This window comes from Stenotrophomonas sp. pho, from assembly GCF_006228405.1.
Taxonomy (GTDB): Bacteria; Pseudomonadota; Gammaproteobacteria; order Xanthomonadales; family Xanthomonadaceae; genus Stenotrophomonas; species Stenotrophomonas sepilia.
The window spans coordinates 704,418-722,251 of record NZ_CP029759.1 but is presented as its reverse complement, the minus strand read 5'-3'; the positions used below and the strand labels follow the sequence as shown (position 1 = coordinate 722,251).

The 17,834-nt window shown below is 67.6% G+C and carries 12 protein-coding genes, 1 pseudogene and 1 riboswitch; of the genes and pseudogenes, 8 read left to right on the top strand and 5 right to left on the bottom strand.

Annotated elements, in window-relative coordinates; translation table 11 throughout:
* Positions 1–28 precede the first annotated feature (28 nt).
* Positions 29–829, bottom strand: coding sequence for a UDP-2,3-diacylglucosamine diphosphatase (locus tag DL544_RS03270; RefSeq protein ID WP_139726742.1), 801 nt, complete (start codon positions 827–829; stop codon positions 29–31).
* Positions 826–2,540 (bottom strand): annotated as a pseudogene (gene olsF, locus DL544_RS03265) (bifunctional ornithine lipid synthase OlsF). The gene DL544_RS03270 and the pseudogene olsF overlap by 4 nt, the downstream one beginning before the upstream one ends.
* 335 nt (positions 2,541–2,875) lie before the next feature.
* Between olsF and metK the strand changes: the two are divergent.
* Both metK and DL544_RS03255 read left to right on the top strand, forming a co-directional pair.
* Positions 2,876–4,087 (top strand): methionine adenosyltransferase, encoded by a 1,212-nt coding sequence (gene metK / locus DL544_RS03260; RefSeq protein WP_005408103.1) that lies wholly within the window; start codon positions 2,876–2,878, stop codon positions 4,085–4,087.
* A 138-nt stretch (positions 4,088–4,225) separates the two neighbouring features.
* Positions 4,226–4,732 (top strand): acyl-CoA thioesterase, encoded by a 507-nt coding sequence (locus DL544_RS03255; RefSeq protein ID WP_005415314.1) that lies wholly within the window; start codon positions 4,226–4,228, stop codon positions 4,730–4,732.
* 88 nt (positions 4,733–4,820) lie between these two features.
* On the opposite strand, the gene ppc is transcribed toward DL544_RS03255, so the two are convergent.
* Entirely contained in the window at positions 4,821–7,532 is a 2,712-nt protein-coding gene (gene ppc, locus DL544_RS03250; protein WP_139726741.1) for a phosphoenolpyruvate carboxylase, read from the bottom strand.
* Between the two features lie 237 nt (positions 7,533–7,769).
* Complete coding sequence (locus tag DL544_RS03245; RefSeq protein WP_032953936.1) at positions 7,770–10,286, bottom strand: S9 family peptidase; 2,517 nt, start codon at positions 10,284–10,286, stop codon at positions 7,770–7,772.
* Positions 10,287–10,406: 120 nt separating this feature from the next.
* Positions 10,407–10,490, top strand: a riboswitch (S-adenosyl-L-homocysteine riboswitch).
* A 36-nt stretch (positions 10,491–10,526) separates the two neighbouring features.
* Here DL544_RS03245 and ahcY point away from each other — a divergent pair.
* The 5 genes from ahcY (at position 10,527) to DL544_RS03220 (ending at position 15,479) form a co-directional block, all read left to right on the top strand.
* Positions 10,527–11,972: an adenosylhomocysteinase gene (gene ahcY, locus DL544_RS03240; RefSeq protein WP_005415311.1), complete on the top strand. Its 1,446-nt coding sequence runs from the start codon at positions 10,527–10,529 to the stop codon at positions 11,970–11,972.
* Positions 11,973–12,264: 292 nt separating this feature from the next.
* Positions 12,265–13,020, top strand: a complete 756-nt coding sequence (locus DL544_RS03235) for a lysozyme inhibitor LprI family protein (protein WP_235646206.1) — start codon at positions 12,265–12,267, stop codon at positions 13,018–13,020.
* Positions 13,021–13,069: 49 nt separating this feature from the next.
* Positions 13,070–14,410: a peptidoglycan-binding domain-containing protein gene (locus tag DL544_RS03230; protein WP_231109136.1), complete on the top strand. Its 1,341-nt coding sequence runs from the start codon at positions 13,070–13,072 to the stop codon at positions 14,408–14,410.
* Between the two features lie 110 nt (positions 14,411–14,520).
* Entirely contained in the window at positions 14,521–14,994 is a 474-nt protein-coding gene (gene ybaK, locus DL544_RS03225) for a Cys-tRNA(Pro) deacylase (RefSeq protein ID WP_005415308.1), read from the top strand.
* Entirely contained in the window at positions 14,994–15,479 is a 486-nt protein-coding gene (locus DL544_RS03220) for a hypothetical protein (RefSeq protein ID WP_005415307.1), read from the top strand. Before ybaK ends, DL544_RS03220 begins: the two co-directional genes overlap by 1 nt.
* Positions 15,480–15,554: 75 nt before the next feature.
* Here DL544_RS03220 and DL544_RS03215 read toward each other — a convergent pair whose 3' ends face one another.
* Positions 15,555–16,112 carry a DUF3228 family protein gene (locus DL544_RS03215; protein WP_053498826.1) on the bottom strand — a complete coding sequence of 186 codons (558 nt, stop codon included), beginning with the start codon at positions 16,110–16,112 and terminating at the stop codon, positions 15,555–15,557.
* A 213-nt stretch (positions 16,113–16,325) separates the two neighbouring features.
* Here DL544_RS03215 and DL544_RS03210 point away from each other — a divergent pair, with 213 nt between their 5' ends.
* On the top strand, positions 16,326–17,756 hold the full coding sequence (locus DL544_RS03210) for an amidohydrolase family protein (RefSeq protein WP_235646207.1): 1,431 nt from the start codon (positions 16,326–16,328) through the stop codon (positions 17,754–17,756).
* The last annotated feature ends 78 nt before the right edge of the window (positions 17,757–17,834 follow it).

Here is a 17,834-nt window from a genome sequence, read left to right as displayed (position 1 = left end):
CTCGGCTCTACAGCGGGACACACGCGGGCTATGCCGCCTGCGACAACCGCGCGCCCGGCAGCTCCACCAGCGTCTGGCCGTTGTGGTCCAGCAGGCGCAGCGCGCCGTCGTGGTCTTCGACCAGCGCGGTCAGGCTTTCCACCCAATCCCCATCGTTGGCATAGACCAGGCCATCGCGTTCGACCAGCGCGGCGCGGTGGATATGCCCGCAGACGATGCCGTCCAGGCCGCGCCGGCGCACGTCGTCCAGGCCGGCCTGCACGAAGCGCTCGATGTAGCGTTCAGCCGCACCACTGCGCTTCTTCAGGAACTCCGATAGCGACCAGTAGCGCATGCCAAGCTGGCGGCGCACCGCGTTCAATGCCTGGTTGCCGGTGAGGATGCGGTAATACAGCCAGTCACCGAACTTTTCCTGCAGGCCGCCGAAGTGGGTCACGCCGTCGTAGTCGTCGCCGTGCGCGACCAGCAGCCGGCGGCCATCGGCGGTCACGTGGATGGCGCGGCGGCGCACCTGCATCGCCGGCAGCATCAGACCGCAGACCTGGCGCAGCGAAGCATCGTGGTTGCCCGGAATGTAGATGATCTCGGTGCCGGCACGGCGCAGCGCATGCAGCGCCTGGATGACCTCGCTGTGCGACTGCCGCCAGGTGGCACGGCGGTGCGCCATCCACCACAGGTCGATGATGTCGCCCACCAGGTACAGCCGTTCGCAGCGCAGCTGCGAGAGGAATCGCGCCAGCTCGGTGGCATGGCAATGGCGCGAGCCCAGGTGCACATCGGAGACGAACACCGCGCGCCGGTTCGGCGACAGGTTCGCCAGCGTGCTCATGCCGGCGTCCCCGCGTCGCGCAGGTAACGTTTGCGCTTGTTCGGCCGGATCGCACACAGATCCACCTCGATCAGGCCGTCGATCGAATCGCTGAAGTCCGGATCCACCCCGAAGGCGAGGAAGCGCGCGCCGCCCGGTTCGCACAGATCGGTGTACTGGCGATACAGCGTGGGTACGCCGGTACCGAGTGCAGCCAGGTTGGCCTTGAGCACGTCGAACGCGGCGCCTGCATCCAGCTCACCGAAACTGGGCGGTGCGGCGAAGTACTGGAACGGCCGGTTCGATTCGGCCATGCCGGCGGTGCCGCTGTAATAGCGCTGGTAGTACGCCACCAGCTGCTCGCGCGCATCGCGCGGCAGCGCCGCACTGATCGACACCGCGCCGAACAGGTAGCGGATCCCCGGCCGGCACTGCAGGTAGGCACCGATGCCCTGCCACAGGTAATCCAGGCTGCGGCTGCCCAGTAGTCGGGCACCACGAAGCTGCGGCCCAGTTCCAGGCCTTCGGCGATGTGGCTGATGGCGTCGTCGGAATAGCGGAACAACGACGCACTGTAGAGGCCGGACAGGCCGTGCCGGGCCAACGCGTGGGCACCACGCATGATCCGGTACGCGCCAGCGATGCGCTGCGCGGCGGCGTCCCAGATCACGATGTGCTCGTACTGCGGGTCGTAGTTGTCGAGGTCACGGCTGCGGCCGGTGCCCTCACCCACCTGGCGGAAGGTCAGTTCGCGCAGGCGGCCCAGTTCCAGCAGCAGTGGCGAATCGGCAGTGCAGGTGGCCAGCAGGATCTGCTTGCCGTCGGCGGTCTGGCCCAGCTGGGTGGCGGCTGCGATGCCAGCGGCGACCTGCGAAGGTGGCACCGGAGCGGCCAGCGGCTCAGGGCCTGCGCAGGCAGCGGCATTGCCGGCCGCGCCATTGCGGCCCAGCGCATAGAGTGCGCGGCGTACCGCCAGCAGTTGGGCACCCGGATCGCCGCCGTCGCCCAGCCGCATCGGCTCGCCGATGCTCAGCCGCAGTGGGCGGCCACGACGAGTGAACATCTCGCGCGCCAGCAGCGCGGTACCGGCCGGCTTGAACAGGGTCGAGGCGCCATAGAACAGTGCCGAGTTGCGCGCTTCCACCCGCACCGGCAGCACCGGCGCGCCGGCCGCGCGGGCAAAGCGGACAAATCCCCGCTGCCAGCGGCCATCGCGGATGCCGCGCAGCGACAGGCGCGAGACCTCGCCAGCCGGGAACACGATCACGCACTGCTCGGCGGCCAACGCCTGCTCCACCGCATGCAGGCTGCCGCGCTGCGCCTTGCCGCCCAGGATGCGCACCGGCAACAGCAGATCCTGCAGCGGCGCGATCGCCCCCAGAAGGTCGTTGGCCACGATCCGCACATCGCGGCGGATACGGCCGACCGCGTCCAGCAAGGCCAATGCGTCCAGAGCCCCGGAAGGGTGGTTGGCGACGATCAGCAGGCGGCCGGTGGCCGGAATCTTCGCCAGCGCGGCCGGATCCACCTGGTACTGGCCGCCGATGAACTCCAGGCCGGCGGCGACGAAACCGAAGCCGCGCAGGCCTGAGCTGCGCTGCAGGAAGGCTTCGATCTGGTCCAGGCGCGACCAGCGGCCGACGCTGCGCAGCAACGGCCGCGCCAATTGGCCGCGACGGCCATGGAACCAATCGGGGAAACGTTGCTGGAGACGCTGTTCGAGTTCCTGCATGGCGGATCCACTGATGCCCGGCGGCCGGATTGGCCGACAGCCTGCACCCGGCAGGCGGCAGCCAGATGGCGGTTTCGGGGCAGAACGATGACGGCCGGCCCCTTGACGGCCGGGTCGCGGCCTGCGCGGTCGGGGTTGGGCAGCCCCGTCTGTTGTTGTCACGCTGGTGGAACACTGGGCCTCGAGGCTGGCCCCCAATCCCGTCGTGACGGCCCCTGCCGGGCCTACGCGGGCTTAACCACCGGCAACCGGTACCGGTTCACAATGCACAGGCGGCGCACCCCGTGTATCATGCGCGCCCATCTTTCCATCCGAATCAAGGGATATTACGCCTGATGTCCAGCTATCTCTTCACCTCCGAGTCGGTCTCCGAAGGCCATCCGGACAAGGTTGCCGACCAGATCTCCGATGCGGTGCTGGACGCGATCCTGACCCAGGACCAGCGCGCCCGCGTGGCCTGCGAGACCATGGTCAAGACCGGCGTTGCCATCGTGGCCGGTGAAATCACCACCAGCGCCTGGATCGACCTGGAAGCGCTGACCCGCAAGGTCATCACGGACATCGGCTACGACAGCTCCGACGTCGGCTTCGACGGCGCCACCTGCGGCGTGCTGAACCTGATCGGCAAGCAGTCGCCGCACATCGCCCAGGGCGTGGACCGCAAGAAGCCGGAAGAAATGGGCGCTGGCGACCAGGGCCTGATGTTCGGCTATGCCACCAACGAGACCGACAGCTACATGCCGGCCGCGATCCACCTGTCGCACCGCCTGGTCGAGCAGCAGGCCAAGATCCGCAAGAAGAAGAACTCGCCGCTGTCGTGGCTGCGCCCGGACGCCAAGAGCCAGGTCACCCTGCGCTATGAAAACGGCGTGGTCTCGGCCATCGACGCCGTGGTCCTGTCGACCCAGCACGCCCCGGGCATCAAGCAGAAGGACCTCATCGAGGCCGTCCGCGAAGAGATCATCAAGCCGGTGCTGCCGGCCAAGTGGCTGCACAAGGGCACCAAGTTCCACATCAACCCGACCGGCAAGTTCGAGATCGGCGGCCCGGTGGGCGACTGCGGCCTGACCGGCCGCAAGATCATCGTCGACACCTACGGCGGCTGGGCCCGTCACGGCGGTGGCGCGTTCTCCGGCAAGGACCCGTCCAAGGTCGACCGTTCGGCCGCCTACGCGGCCCGCTACGTCGCCAAGAACGTGGTTGCCGCCGGCCTGGCCGACCGTTGCGAAGTGCAGGTCTCCTACGCCATCGGCGTGGCTGAGCCGACCTCGATCTCGGTCACCACCTTCGGCACCGGCAAGATCAGCGACGACAAGATCGAGAAGCTGATCCGCAAGCACTTCGACCTGCGCCCGTACGGCATCATCAAGATGCTGGACCTGATCCACCCGATGTACCAGCAGACCGCGGCCTATGGCCACTTCGGCCGCAAGCCGAAGGAGTTCAGCTACCTCAACGGCGAAGGCGAGACCGTCAACGCCACGGCCTTCTCCTGGGAGAAGACCGACCGCGCCGCCGCCCTGCGCGCCGATGCGAAGCTGAAGTAAGCAACACGAAGGGCCGCGCAAGCGGCCCTTCTGCTTCTGGTAGAGCCGGCCGCTGGCCGGCTTTTTCATGGCCTCCGGAAACAACCGCGTGGTTGCCGGCCAGCGTCCGGCACGACCGGTTGCCGATACAATCGCCGCATGTCGACCGAACTGAAAACCCACCAGCTGTCCATGACCGTGCTGATGTCACCGGAAATGGCCAATTTCTCCGGCAAGGTCCATGGTGGCGCCATCCTGCGCCTGCTTGACCAGGTGGCCTACGCCTGCGCCAGCCGCTATGCCGGCAGCTACGTGGTCACCCTGTCGGTGGACCAGGTGATGTTCCGCCAGCCCATCGCGGTGGGCGAGCTGGTCACCTTCCTGGCCTCGGTGAACTACACCGGCACCTCATCGATGGAGATCGGCATCAAGGTGGTGGCTGAGGACATCCTCAAGCGCAGCGTGCGCCACGCCAACAGCTGCTTCTTCACGATGGTCGCAGTGGATGAAGAAGGCCGGCCGACGCCTGTCCCGCCCTTGCAGCCGGCAACGTCCGACGAAAAGCGCCGCCAGGCCGCAGCACAGATCCGCCGCCAGCTGCGCCAGGAAATGGAACAGCGCCACCTGGAACTGCTGGCGTCGAACCCGCCGTCGCCGGAAGAATGAGGTAGTGCCGGCCGCTGGCCGGCAACCTCGCGCGTGCTGCCAAACATCATGAGGTTGCCGGCCAGCGGCCGGCACTACCAACGCCAGGTCACCCTGTGTTCTGCACGCCCTGCGAAACGCCGTTCACGCACGCCACCAGCGCGCGCAGCAGATCGTCATCCTCGCGCCCGCTGGCCCGCCAGCGCTGCAGCAGTTCCACCTGCAGCACGCTGATCGGATCGACGTAGGGATTGCGCAGGCGGATCGACAGCGCCAGCCGCGCGTCGTGGTCCAGCAGCGTCTTCTGGTCCATCAACGCCAGCAGCCAGCGCCGGGTGAGCTCCAGTTCGCGCTGCACCTGCGGGAAGAAGCGCCCATGCAGTTCACCCGACAACAGCGAGAACTGCTCGGCGATGGTGATATCGCCCTTGGACAGCACCATCGCGATGTCATCCAGGAAGGTACGGAAGAACGGCCAGTCCCGCGCCATATCGCGCAGGGTCTGTTCGTGGCCGGCATCGACCGCGGCCTGCAGGCCACTGCCCACGCCGTACCAGCCGGGAATCACCGCACGCGCCTGGCTCCAGGCGAACACCCAGGGAATCGCACGCAGGTTGCCCAGCGCTGCGTCCTGGCCGAGCCGGCGCGACGGCCGCGAGCCCAGCGTCATCCGCTCGATCACGTCGATCGGCGTGGCGGTACGGAAATAATCCATGAAACCGGCCTGGCCAACGAACCCGCGATACACCTCGCTGCTGGCCGCAGCCACCGCATCCATCACCGGCCGCCACGCATCCTCGCGCGGTTCGGCGGCACGCGGGCGCAGGCTGGCGCGCAGCACTGCACCGGTAGCCTGCTCCAGCGAGCGCAGGGCCAGCGCGCGGATGCCGTACTTGCGATGGATCACCTCGCCCTGCTCGGTCACCCGCAGGCGGCCATCGATGCTGCCGCGTGGCGACGCATCCACGGCGTGGGTGGTCTTGCCACCACCACGGCTGATCGAGCCGCCCCGGCCATGGAAGAAGGTCAGGCGGATGCCGGCCTCGGCCGCCACCTCCAGCAGTTCCACCTGCGCGCGCTGAAGGCCCCAACGCGAAGCAGCAATGCCACCATCCTTGCTGCTGTCCGAATAGCCCAGCATCACCATCTGAACATCATCGCGTGCACGCAGGTGCGCGCGGTACACCGGATCCTCCAGCAGGTCGCGCAGCGTGGCGGTGCCGCGCTTGAGGTCGTCCACAGTTTCAAACAGCGGCGCGATATCGAGCGGCACGCCGCCATCGGCATCGACCAGGCCACCACGCCGCGCCAGCGCCAGCACCGCCAGCACGTCGCTGCGGTCGTGCGCCATCGAAATGATGTAACTGCCCAGTGCATCGCCGCCATGCCGCGCACGGGCATCGGCCAATGCAGCGAACACGGCGTCCAGCCGCCGGTTGCCTTCGTCGTCGCCTTTCGGCAACGGCACCTCGCCACTGGCATGCGGTGCCAGCAGGCGCGCGCGGCCCAAGGCATCCAGGCCCTCCCACGCCGGGTCGCCGCCCAGCACCGCCGCCAGCGCGCGCGCATGCACGCTCGATTCCTGACGCACGTCCAACCGCGCCAGATGGAAGCCGAACGTCTTCACCCGCCACAACAGCCGCTGCACGGCGAAGCCGCCAGCGTGCTCGCCGCGATTGGCGCGCAAACTGTCGAGGATCAGCTGCAGGTCGTCGATCAGTTCATCCGGGCCGGCGTAAGCGCCCTCGCCGTCTTCCAGCGTGGCCTGCAGGCGCGCGCGCATGCGATCGTTGAGCAGGCGGTAGGGCATGTCGGCATGGCGCGGGCGCGACTGTACCTGCGGCAGCAGCTGCTGGTAGTGCGCCACGCGCGCCTGCAGCGCATCGCTCACGCCCACCCGCTCGGTGGACTGGCTGAGCAGGCTGGCCAGCTGCAGCAGTTCCTTCTGATAGCGCGCCAGTACCGCCTGCCGCTGCGCATCCAGCGTAGTGCGGATGGTGTGGGCATCCACGTTCGGATTGCCGTCCATGTCCCCGCCCACCCACGTACCGAAGCGCAGCAGGCGCGGCAGTGGCAGCTCTTCCCCATAGGTATCGCGCAGCGCCTGCTGCAGCGATTCGTACAGCACCGGAATCACGCGGTACAGCACCTGCACCAGATAGAAGCCGACGTGCTCGCGCTCGTCATCGACGGTGGGCCGCACCGGCGAGGAATCAGTGGTCTGCCACGACGCGGTCAGCGCCATGCGGAAGCGCGCAGCATCGGCGGCCGCTTCCCCCGGCGTGCGCTGGCCGTCGAGGTTGTCGACCAGGCTGGCCACCATCAGCTGCTCTTTCTCCAGCAGCGCACGGCGCACCGCTTCGGTCGGGTGCGCGGTAAACACCGGTTCGATGTCGATGCGCGGCAGCCACTGCGCCAGCTCGTCCAGGCCCACGCCCTGCGCCTTCAGGTGCTGCAGCGCATCCTGCAGGCCGTCGGGCTGCGCCCCTGCGGTACCGGCACGCTGGTAGTCACGGCGGCGGCGGATGCGATGCACGCGCTCGGCAATGTTGACCACCTGGAAGTAGGTGCTGAAGGCCCGCACCATGGTCTCGGCCTGCTGCGGCGTGCGCCCGGCCAGCCCTTCGGCCAGCTCCGACAGCGGCGCCTGGTTCTCGCGACGGGCGATGGCGCGGGTGCGCACGTCCTCGACCTCGTCGAGGAAGGCCGCCGATACCTGCTCGACCAGCAGGTCACCGACCAGTGCGCCGAGCCGGCGCACGTCATCGCGAAGCGGAAGATCGGGGGAAGCAAACTCGATGCTGCTGCGGTACTCGTTCATCGGCGACGCACAGGCCTCGGTCAACGGATCCAGACCCCAAGCCTAAACCAGAACGGGCAGCGTGCTGCGATGCAAAAATGGTTTCATCTGCACGCATCCCTGGCGGACGCAGCCGAGCATGGGCTCGGCTCTACAAGCGTCGTGGCGCGCGACACCGTGTAGCGCCCGAGCCCACGCTCGGGCGGCGGCGCAGCCGCACAGGCGGCCCCTGTTACAGGGGCCGCCCTCATGCAGGTATCAGCGCTTCTTCTTCGCCTTGCCCTGCTCGGCCGGGCCGATGGTCTGCTCCAGCCAGCGCTCGCTTTCGGCCAGCATGGTCATGATCGATTCGCGTGCCCGGTAAGCATGCGATTCGTTGGGCAGCATCACCAGCCGCGCGGTGCCACCCAGGCCCTTCACCGCGGCGAACATGCGCTCGCTCTGGATCGGGAACGTGCCGGAGTTGTTGTCGTCCACGCCGTGGATGAACAGGATCGGATCCTTGATCCTGTCGGCGTAATTGAACGGCGCCATCTTCTGGTAGACGTCCTGCGCCTGCCAGTAGTTGCGCTCCTCGGCCTGGAAACCGAACGGAGTAAGCGTGCGGTTGTATGCACCGCTGCGCGCGATGCCGGCCTTGAACAGGCGGGTGTGTGCCAGCAGGTTGGCCGTCATGAACGCACCATAGGAGTGGCCACCGATGGCGATGTGATCGCGATCGGTCACGCCTCGGCGCACCACTTCATCCACCGCCGCCTGCGCATTGGCCACCAGCTGTTCGATGTAGGTGTCGTTCGGCTCCTTGTCACCCTCGCCGATGATCGGCATCGACGGGCTGGCCAGCACCACATAGCCCTTGGCCAGGAACGCCTGCGGGCCCCAGTAGCTGACCGCGTTGAAGCGGTACGGCGAATCGGTCACCTGGCTGGCCGCGGCCGCGCTCTTGAACTCGCCCGGGTAGGCCCACATCAGCAGCGGGCGCGGGCCGTCGCGCTTGGGATCGTAGCCCGGCGGCAGCAGCAGTGTCGCGGTCAGGTCGACGCCATCCTTGCGCTGGTAACGGATCTGCTCCTTCTGCACGCCCTTCAGCTGCGGCAGCGGATGGGCGAAACGGGTCAGCGCGCGCGGTGCGGCACCGGCATCGGCCAGCGACTGCACGTAGAAGTTGGCCGGTTCGTCCGGGCTCTCGCGGCTCAGCAGCAGCGAATTGCCCTGGTTGTCCAGCAATGCCACCGGCAGCGAATAGCTCGGCGCCTGCGAATGGAACAGGCGCGTCGCCTTGCCCGTGGCGATGTCGAAGCGGTCCACGAACGGGCGGTCGCCTTCCGGCGAAGCGCCGGCACCGGCCAGGTACAGGCTGCTGCCTTCCGGGCTGGTCTGCAGCAGCGAGCGACCACGTTCATCGCTGGCCAGCAGCGGCCGCCCCGGATCGGCATAACGGTCCTGCGCGTCACGATCCCACAGCAGGCGCGGCTCGGCACCGGCGTTGTCCGGGGCGATCAGCCAGGTCCTGGTCCTGCGGGTCTTCCACCACGACTCGGTCAGCAGGGCCAGGTCGCCACGGCCCCAGTTGATGCCGCTCAGGCGGCTGCCAAGCTGGGCCAGGGTCACCGGCGGCTTGTCGAACGGCGCAGCCTGCATCAGCACCGCATCGCGCACCTTGGCTTCCCGGTTCGGATCACCACCGTCCTGCGCTTCGGCCCAGACCAGGGTGGCATCGGCATCACCGCGCCAGCTGATGTCGCGCACGCCGGTCACTTCGGCATCGTTGCCGGTCGGCAGGCCTTCCACCAGCGGGCGCACCGCCACGGTATGCACCAGCTTGCCGGTGGCACGCTCGATCACTTCAATGCGGCGCGGAAAACTGCTTACCGGCACCACGTAGGAGTACGGACGCTGCACCGGCTGGCGCAGCACGAAGCGGCCGTCAGGCGACACCGAGAAGCCCATGAAGATGCCGGCCGCACCGATCGCGCGGGTACTGCCATCCAGGCCGACTTCCATCGGCTGGGTAGTCGCGTAGTAATCGAACTGGCGAGCGTCGGCTTCGTTCTTCAGCAGGTCCTGATAGGTACGGATCGACACTACGCCGCCGCCCTGGCTGGTCTGCTGCACGGCAGGGCCGGTCGGGACGCCGTCGGCGGCCGGGGCCGGCCCCAGGTTGGCCGGGCGGGTGAACACCACCAGCCCGCGGCTGTCCGGCAGCCACTGGTAGCCGCTGCCGATCACCGTGTTCAAGCCGGCAACCAGGCGGCGGGCGCTGCCACCGGCCACATCCACCAGCCACAGTTCATTGGCGCCGCTGGCGGCGTCGACCTGGTTGAAGGCCAGCCACTTCTGGTCCGGCGACCACATCACACTGGCGATCGACAGCGTGGCCGGCAGGCCACTGATCTGCCGCTCCTTGCCATCGGCCACGTTCATCAGCCACAGCTTCTCACCGAAGCTGAAGCGGCTGTCGGAGAACGTGCGCGGGTTGATGCGCAGGCCGGCCAGCTTCAGTTCCGGCTGCGCCACCACCTGGATCGACGGCAGCGACGGCATCTGCATCATCGCGGCCACGTCGCGGCGCGGCGACAGGAACAGCGACGGCGCGCGCGGGGCGTCGACCACTGCCTGCAGTGCGGCCGATGGCAGTTCGTAGCCATTGACGCCCTGCGCCTGCGCCGGAGCTGGCTGCGAGGCGGCCGCCCAGGCCAGCGGGGCCACCGCCAGCAGCCCCATCGACAGGACCAGGCCGGTCCAGCGCCGTGTGCGGCGCGCGTGCATGCTCATCGTTCCACCTGTGTGATGCGTGAAAACTCCGACCTTAACAGGCCGTGCACGTGGCCCCATCTGCCGATGGTTGGGTCATGCCGATGTCACGCTGGGGCCGCGATATAATGGGGGTTCTCCCCTGCCGAGGGGCGCTGCGACCGGATCCCACGAGGCCCGGCCAGGCTCGGTAAGGTGGCTTTGTAACAACGGCGCCCGGCTAGATGCGAGCATCCGCTCGCCCACAACCGGAGCACACGAATGAACGCTGTTGCCAAGACCTTCTCCACCGAAGGTGATTACAAGATCCGCGATATCACGCTGGCCGACTGGGGCCGCAAGGAACTGGACATCGCCGAGCACGAAATGCCGGGCCTGATGTCGATCCGCCGCAAGTACCAGGCCGAGCTGCCGCTGAAGGGCGTGCGCGTGACCGGCTCGCTGCACATGACCATCCAGACCGCAGTGCTGATCGAGACCCTGAAGGACATCGGCGCCGATGTGCGCTGGGCCTCGTGCAACATCTTCTCGACCCAGGACCACGCGGCTGCCGCCATCGCCGCCACCGGCACCCCGGTGTTCGCCTGGAAGGGCGAGACCCTGGAAGAGTACTGGGACTGCACCCTGGACGCGCTGACCTTCACCCTGGCCGACGGCACCCTGACCGGCCCGGAACTGGTGGTCGACGACGGCGGTGACGTGACCCTCCTGATCCACAAGGGCTACGAGCTGGAAAACGGCAGCGACTGGGTCAACACCGCGTCCGCCTCGCACGAAGAACAGGTCATCAAGAACCTGCTCAAGCGCGTGGCCAAGGAGCGCCCGGGTTACTGGGGCCGCGTGGTCAAGGACTGGAAGGGCGTTTCCGAAGAGACCACCACCGGCGTGCACCGCCTGTACCAGCTGGCCCAGGCCGGCACCCTGCTGATCCCAGCGATCAACGTCAACGACTCGGTCACCAAGAGCAAGTTCGACAACCTGTACGGCTGCCGCGAGTCGCTGGCCGACGGCCTGAAGCGCGCGATGGACGTGATGCTGGCCGGCAAGGTGGCCGTGGTCTGCGGCTACGGCGACGTCGGCAAGGGCTGCGCGGCCTCGCTGCGTGCCTACGGCGCGCGCGTGATCGTCACCGAGATCGACCCGATCTGCGCCCTGCAGGCGGCGATGGAAGGCTATGAAGTCAACACCATCGAATCGACCCTGGGCCGTGCCGACCTGTACGTCACCACCACCGGCAACCGCGACATCATCCGCATCGAGCACCTGAGCGCGATGAAGGACCAGGCCATCGTCTGCAACATCGGCCACTTCGACAACGAGATCCAGGTCGACGCACTGGTGTCCTACCCGGGCATCAAGCACGTCAACATCAAGCCGCAGGTGGACAAGTACATCTTCCCGAACGGCAACGCGATCTTCCTGCTGGCCGAAGGCCGCCTGGTGAACCTGGGCTGCGCCACCGGCCACCCGAGCTTCGTGATGTCCAACAGCTTCGCCAACCAGACCCTGGCACAGATCGACCTGTGGGCGAACAAGGACAGCTACGAGAAGAAGGTCTACCTGCTGCCGAAGAAGCTGGACGAAGAAGTGGCCCGCCTGCATCTGGAGAAGATCGGCGTGAAGCTGACCACCCTGACCCAGGACCAGGCCGACTACATCGGCGTGCCGGTGGAAGGCCCGTTCAAGCCGGACCACTACCGCTACTGATGCCTATGGGGTGCCGGCCAGCGGCCGGCACTACCGGCGTACGCGGGGTCGGATCCCTTTCCGCATGAAAGGGCTCTGACCCCGGCAACGGATGCAGACAGGACGGGCGCCTTCGGGCGCCCGTTCTGCGTTGCGGCACCCGGCAACTGATCCGCGCACCCTGTCACGGAGCACTAAGAAGCTGCTTGCTAGGCTTTACGCCCGCGTGGGCTGCCAACGGCAGGCCATGCGCCGGGACGCAGAAACCAAAGGACAGGACATGCCGCGCAACCGTGAACGACTGAACCGGGCCATGAAGCCCCTGATGACCCTGTGCTGGGTGGCCCTGCTGGCCGCCTGCACCCCACCTGCCGGCGACGCCGGCGCTACGGCTCCGGCTGCGGCCAGCGGACAGGCCAGCCCCGCAGGCAAGGCCGCCGACGCGCCCGCCACGGTTGCCGACACAAGCGCTGGTTGCGCCGATGCAGCGTCGCCGGCACAGACCCTGGTCTGCAAGGACCCGACCCTGACCGGCCTGGATGCGGACATGGGCAAGGCGGTCACTGCCGCACAGGCCACGCTCGATGCAGCAGGGCAGAGCAAGCTGCACGCCGAACAGCAGCGCTGGCAGGAGCACACCCGCGACCTGTGCACCGATGCACAGTGCCTGCGGCAGGTGTACGCCGATCGCCTCAACGTGCTGTCCGCTACGCGTGACGGCCTGGTCGATCAGGATGCATGCGAAGCCCCTGACGGCCAGCAGCAGTGCGTGGACCTGCTGGTGTTGCGCGATCCCAACAGCCAGCTGGCTAACTTCAACGCGCTGCTGGGTGAGAACGGCCAGGAAGGCCGCCTGCTGGGCTGCACGGCCGCCACGAACATGGGCGGCGGCGCCAACGCCCTGCTCGCAGCCAACTGCACCCAGGAAACCTCCGCCGGCAGGCGCACCGTACAGCTGTGCAGCAACCAGATGGTTGGCCAGTTCGCCCTCGAACCGGCGCCGGCTGCTTACGGCACCCAGGCTATCCGCCAGCTGCTCGGCTTCACCCAGCAGCACTGCGCCGGCTGACAATCGCCGGGCACGCCCGGCGCTTTTCTCTCATTGAAGGACGATGACCATGGCAACGGATTCCACCCTTACGCGCGAACAGCTGTCCACGCTGTTCCTCAACACCGAGCTGGGCGGCGACACCCGCCACCTGGACCACTTCTCATACGCACAGAAGGGCGCAAGCACCTATTCGTTCGGGCTGGTGCAGTTCGATGTCGGCGGCAATCCGCAGGCCAGGCGCTTCCTGCGCGACAACGGCTTCACCGATGGTGACATCGCACTGTTGTCCCAGCAGGGCGGATTGAGCACCCAGCAGCTGGCGGCGCTCGACGCCAAGTTGCAGGCCATTCCGCAGGCCAGGATGGACGAGCTCACCAACGCCAAGCTGGACAGCGCCATCGAGCGTGTCGATCAGGCCATCGCCAAGGTGCGTGCAACCAATCCGGCCGCGGCCGATGCCATCGCCGCCAACCCGGAGTTGCAGTTGGCCATGGCGGACTATGACAACCAGTTCGGCAGCATGGGCCCGCAGTTCATCAGCTATCTGGCCGGCAATGCGGAAAAGCTGCAGGGCGGCACGGTCCAGGCCGGCAATCCGCCGACGCGCGGCGACGTGCAGAACTTCGTCGATGCCACCAAATACGGCATCCAGTCGCAGGCCGCCGTAGCCAGCCGCGATGAGCGCTTCGACCGGGCCATGGTCCAGATCGGCATCACCCCCACCCATGCTCCCTCGCACGGGTCACCGGGCACGCCTGCGGGCAACGGCGTGCTGGTCAACGGCAGCAAGGGAGATGAGGTGCAGGCCATGCAGCAGAAGCTGTCCGACCTGGGCTATCTGGGCAAGGACGGCAAGCCGCTGGTGGCCGATGGCGATTTCGGCCCCGGCACCCTGGAAGCGGTCAAGCAGTTCCAGCGGGATCACCACCTCACCGTAGACGGCAAGGCTGGCGGCACTACCCTGGCCGCACTGGATGCGGCTACGCAGCAGCGCGCACCGGCTGCCGAACCGACCATGGCCTCCCCGGGCCACGCCGACAACCCGCGTTACCAGCAGGTCGTGGAAAAGCTGGAAGCACTGGAAGAACAGCGGCGCCAGGGCGGCCTGTCGCCGCTGTTCAATGACCGCAGCCAGCTCGAGAACGCCGCAGGCCAGGTGGCTTACGAGGCAAAGTTGGCCGGCATGAGCCAGGTCGATACTGTGCTGGCGCGGCCGGACAACCAGGGCGTGTTCGCGGTGCAGGGCCAGCTCGGCGATCCCGCCATGCATCGCACCTACGTGGACCTGTCGCAGGCGGTGAACCACAATCTGCAGGACAGCACGCGGCAGAGCCAGGCCCTGGACAACGAACTGTCGCAGCGACAGACCCAGGAACAGATGCAGACGCAGCAGTCGATGTCGCGCTGATGCTGGATGCAGCCGATCGCAGCCGGGACGGGCGCCTTCGGGCGCCCGTTCTGCGTTGACGCGCGAGTCTCGGTCAAGGCAACGCCCCTGCCCCGCGCTAGGATGCGTCCATGACCCCGGCCATCAACCTGCTCAAGCGCGAGAAGATCGCCCACACCGTGCGCAGCTATGTGCACGACGCCCACGCCGAATCGTATGGCGGCGAAGCCGTCGACAAGCTCGGCCTCGACCCGGCCCAGGTCTTCAAGACCCTGCTGGCAAGCACTGAAGCACATGAACTGCTGGTGGCGATCGTGCCGGTGGCCGGCCACCTGGACCTGAAGGCGCTGGCCGAAGCGGCCGGCTGCAAGAAGTGCGAGATGGCCGCCGCCGACGCCGCGCAGCGTGCGACCGGTTACCTGGTCGGCGGCATCAGCCCGCTGGGGCAGAAGAAGCGCCTGCGCACGTTCCTGGATGCCAGCGCGCAGGTGTTGCCCACGCTGCACGTCAGCGCCGGCCGCCGTGGCCTGGAAGTGGAACTGGCGCCGGCCGACCTGCTGCGCCTGACCGCCGGCCACTACGCTGCCATCGGCAAGGCACGCTGATGCGCTGGCCGTGGTCTGCGGCGCCGCCGCCCAGGCTGGAAGACGCGCAGGCCGATGTGCTGCTGCAGGACCTGCTGTCGCGCGACGCGACGCGCATCACCGACGCCGCCCGCATCGTCGCACGACTGTTCAGTGCACCGTCGCTGGACGCATTGGCCGCGCATGTGGACCTGATTGAACGCAGCTGCCACGGCATCACCCTCGGCGGCATGCTGATCAGCAACCAGGCGCATCTGGAGGCGGCCCTGAAACGGCTGCGTCACTGGCAGGCGCACGCAGGCTGCCTGTGCGCGCTCAATCCCGGCTACCCGTTCTTCGATCCGCGCCGCCTGATTGAACAAGGGCAGATGCAGCTGCTCGCGTTGCAGGAGGCCGAGGATGGTTGGGGCGATTGCCACAACGTTGCCTGCATGCACTGCGGCCAGCATTGGCAGGCCATCGACCGCGAGTACCACTACCCGTGGTGGGAATGGAAAGCTGCCTGAAGGCCAGGCAGCCAAGCATGGCGTGGCTCTACTGCGGTCCGTACACTCACGCGATGCGTGGATGACCAATATCGCTCACGGCCGCCAGTTCGCGTTGCTCTCCCAGAACTCGACAGAACGCCGGTAGGCCTCGCGGTCCAACGGCACGCCGGAACCGCCCTCTTCCACGCCCAGCGCATTGCGCATCATCGTGATCGGCGCCATCGGCACCTCTTCCGGCTCGGCGGTATAGATACAGCCGACGATGCCCCAGTCGGCCTCGATCGGCGAGCCTTCCTTCGCCAGCTGCTCGGCGCTGTACAGGATCACCACCAGATAGTTCGCACGCGGCGACTCCACGCCCTCGAACCAGCGCACCAGCACCGGCAGTTCGTCGCGATTGCGTGCCTCGTAACCACTGCGCAGCAGATGGCGGTTGGCCTCGGTGATCGGCACGGTCAGGCAGCGCGTGCTGGTCCAGTTCTCGTAGACGAACAGTTTGCAGAACGGCGCATAGCCGTCCAGTACCTTCATCGGCGCGTGCGCGTTGAGGTGCGCTTCGAACTGTTCGGCAGTGCAGTCCTGGATCGTGTTGCCACGCGGTACGCGCGGGAACAGGCGGGGACGGGCGAAATCGGTGAGAACGATGGACATGGCGCGGCGTGATCAGGGAATCCGCTGCACAGGGTACCTGCCCACGCGGCATGGAGGGCGGGATGCCGATGGTCACTGGCATCGGCACCCATGTTGGCGCACCCTGCAGGCGACCCCATGCAAGGATTGCCGGTTCATGGATGCACTACCCCGCTCCGCCCGTCGTCGCCGCTGGCCGCGCGTGCTGGCCGTGCTCCTGCTGGCCCCCCCCTGTTGTTCACCGCCGCCCTGCTCTGGCCGCTGTCTGCACCACCGCTGCCCCACCCCGGCAACAGTCACGTGATCGTCAACGCACGCGTGGTGGACATCGCCCGCGGCCAGGCCAGCGAACCCACCACGGTGACCGTGCGCAACGGCACCATCACCGCCATCGGTGAAGACCCGCCGGAGACCACGTTGCCGGTTCTCGATGCGGGCGGACGCTGGCTGCTGCCCGGTTTCTGGGACATGCACACCCATGCACTGCAGCTGTCACCGCAACTGCAGTTTCCGTTGATGCTGGCCAACGGCATCACCGGTACCCGCGACATGATGGACTGCCCACAGGCCACCGATCCGCTGATCGCCTGCGTGGCCGACAAGCGCCGCTGGACCGCGCAGGCCATTGCCGGGCAGCAGGTTGCACCGCGCTTCGTACAGATCGCCAGCTTCTATTTTGAAGACCCGGCGCTGACGCCGGATGCAGCGGGCGAACGTGCACACGCGTACCGCGCACGCGGCGTCGATGCGTTCAAGGTCTACAACCGCCTTCGCGCCGAGACCTACCAGCGGCTGGCCAGCGAAGCGCGGCAGCTGCATCTGCCCCTGGTCGGACACCTGCCCAGGGCGGTCCCGCTGGAAGCCGCATTGCACGCGGGCCAGCGCAGCTTCGAGCACGGCCATCTGTTCGTGCGCCATTGCGTGGACAGTGCCGCCGCCTGGCGCGAAGGCTCGCTCGATGACGGGAACCCGACCGCGCTCGCCGAAGCCATGGTGGGTGACTACCAGCCCGCCCTCTGCGCCCAGGCGTTCGACCTGATGCAGGCCAGCGGTGCGGCGTTCGTACCGACCCATGTCACCCGCGAAGAGGATGCACGCGCGCGCGATCCGGCGTTCGTCGACGACCCGCGCCTGGCCTACCTGGATCCGCTCTCGCGCTGGGCATGGCGCGACGATCTGAAGGCCACCGTGGCGCGCTATCCCGGCGCGCGCGGCGAACAGGCGCTGAAGGCCTACTTCACCCATGGCCTGGCGCTCACCGGCGCCGCCCATCGGGCTGGCGTGACCGTACTGGTCGGCACCGATACCGGACTGGGTGGACTGCGTTACCACGACGAACTGCAGTGGCTGCGGCAGGCGGGGCTGAGCCAGGCCGACGTGCTGCGTGCGGCCACGCTGCAGGCCGCGCGTCATCTGCAGCTGCAGGCATCGCATGGCAGCGTCGAGGTCGGCCGGGCCGCCGACCTGGTGTTGCTCGATGGCAATCCGCTGCTGGACACCGGCAACACGCGCCGCATCCACGCCGTGCTGCTGGCCGGGCACTTGTACGACCGCCCGCGCCTGGACGCACTGTGGGCGTACGCCCGTGCACAGGCACGCTCGCCGGCGGTGATGGCGCGCCTGCTGTGGGGCTTCATCACCAGCCCGGTCAGCGCTGAGCTGTAGCAGCCTGTCCCGCGCGAGCGCCCGGCAGCGGCCACGCCTCCACATATTCGCGCACATCCATCTTGATGAAGCGATATA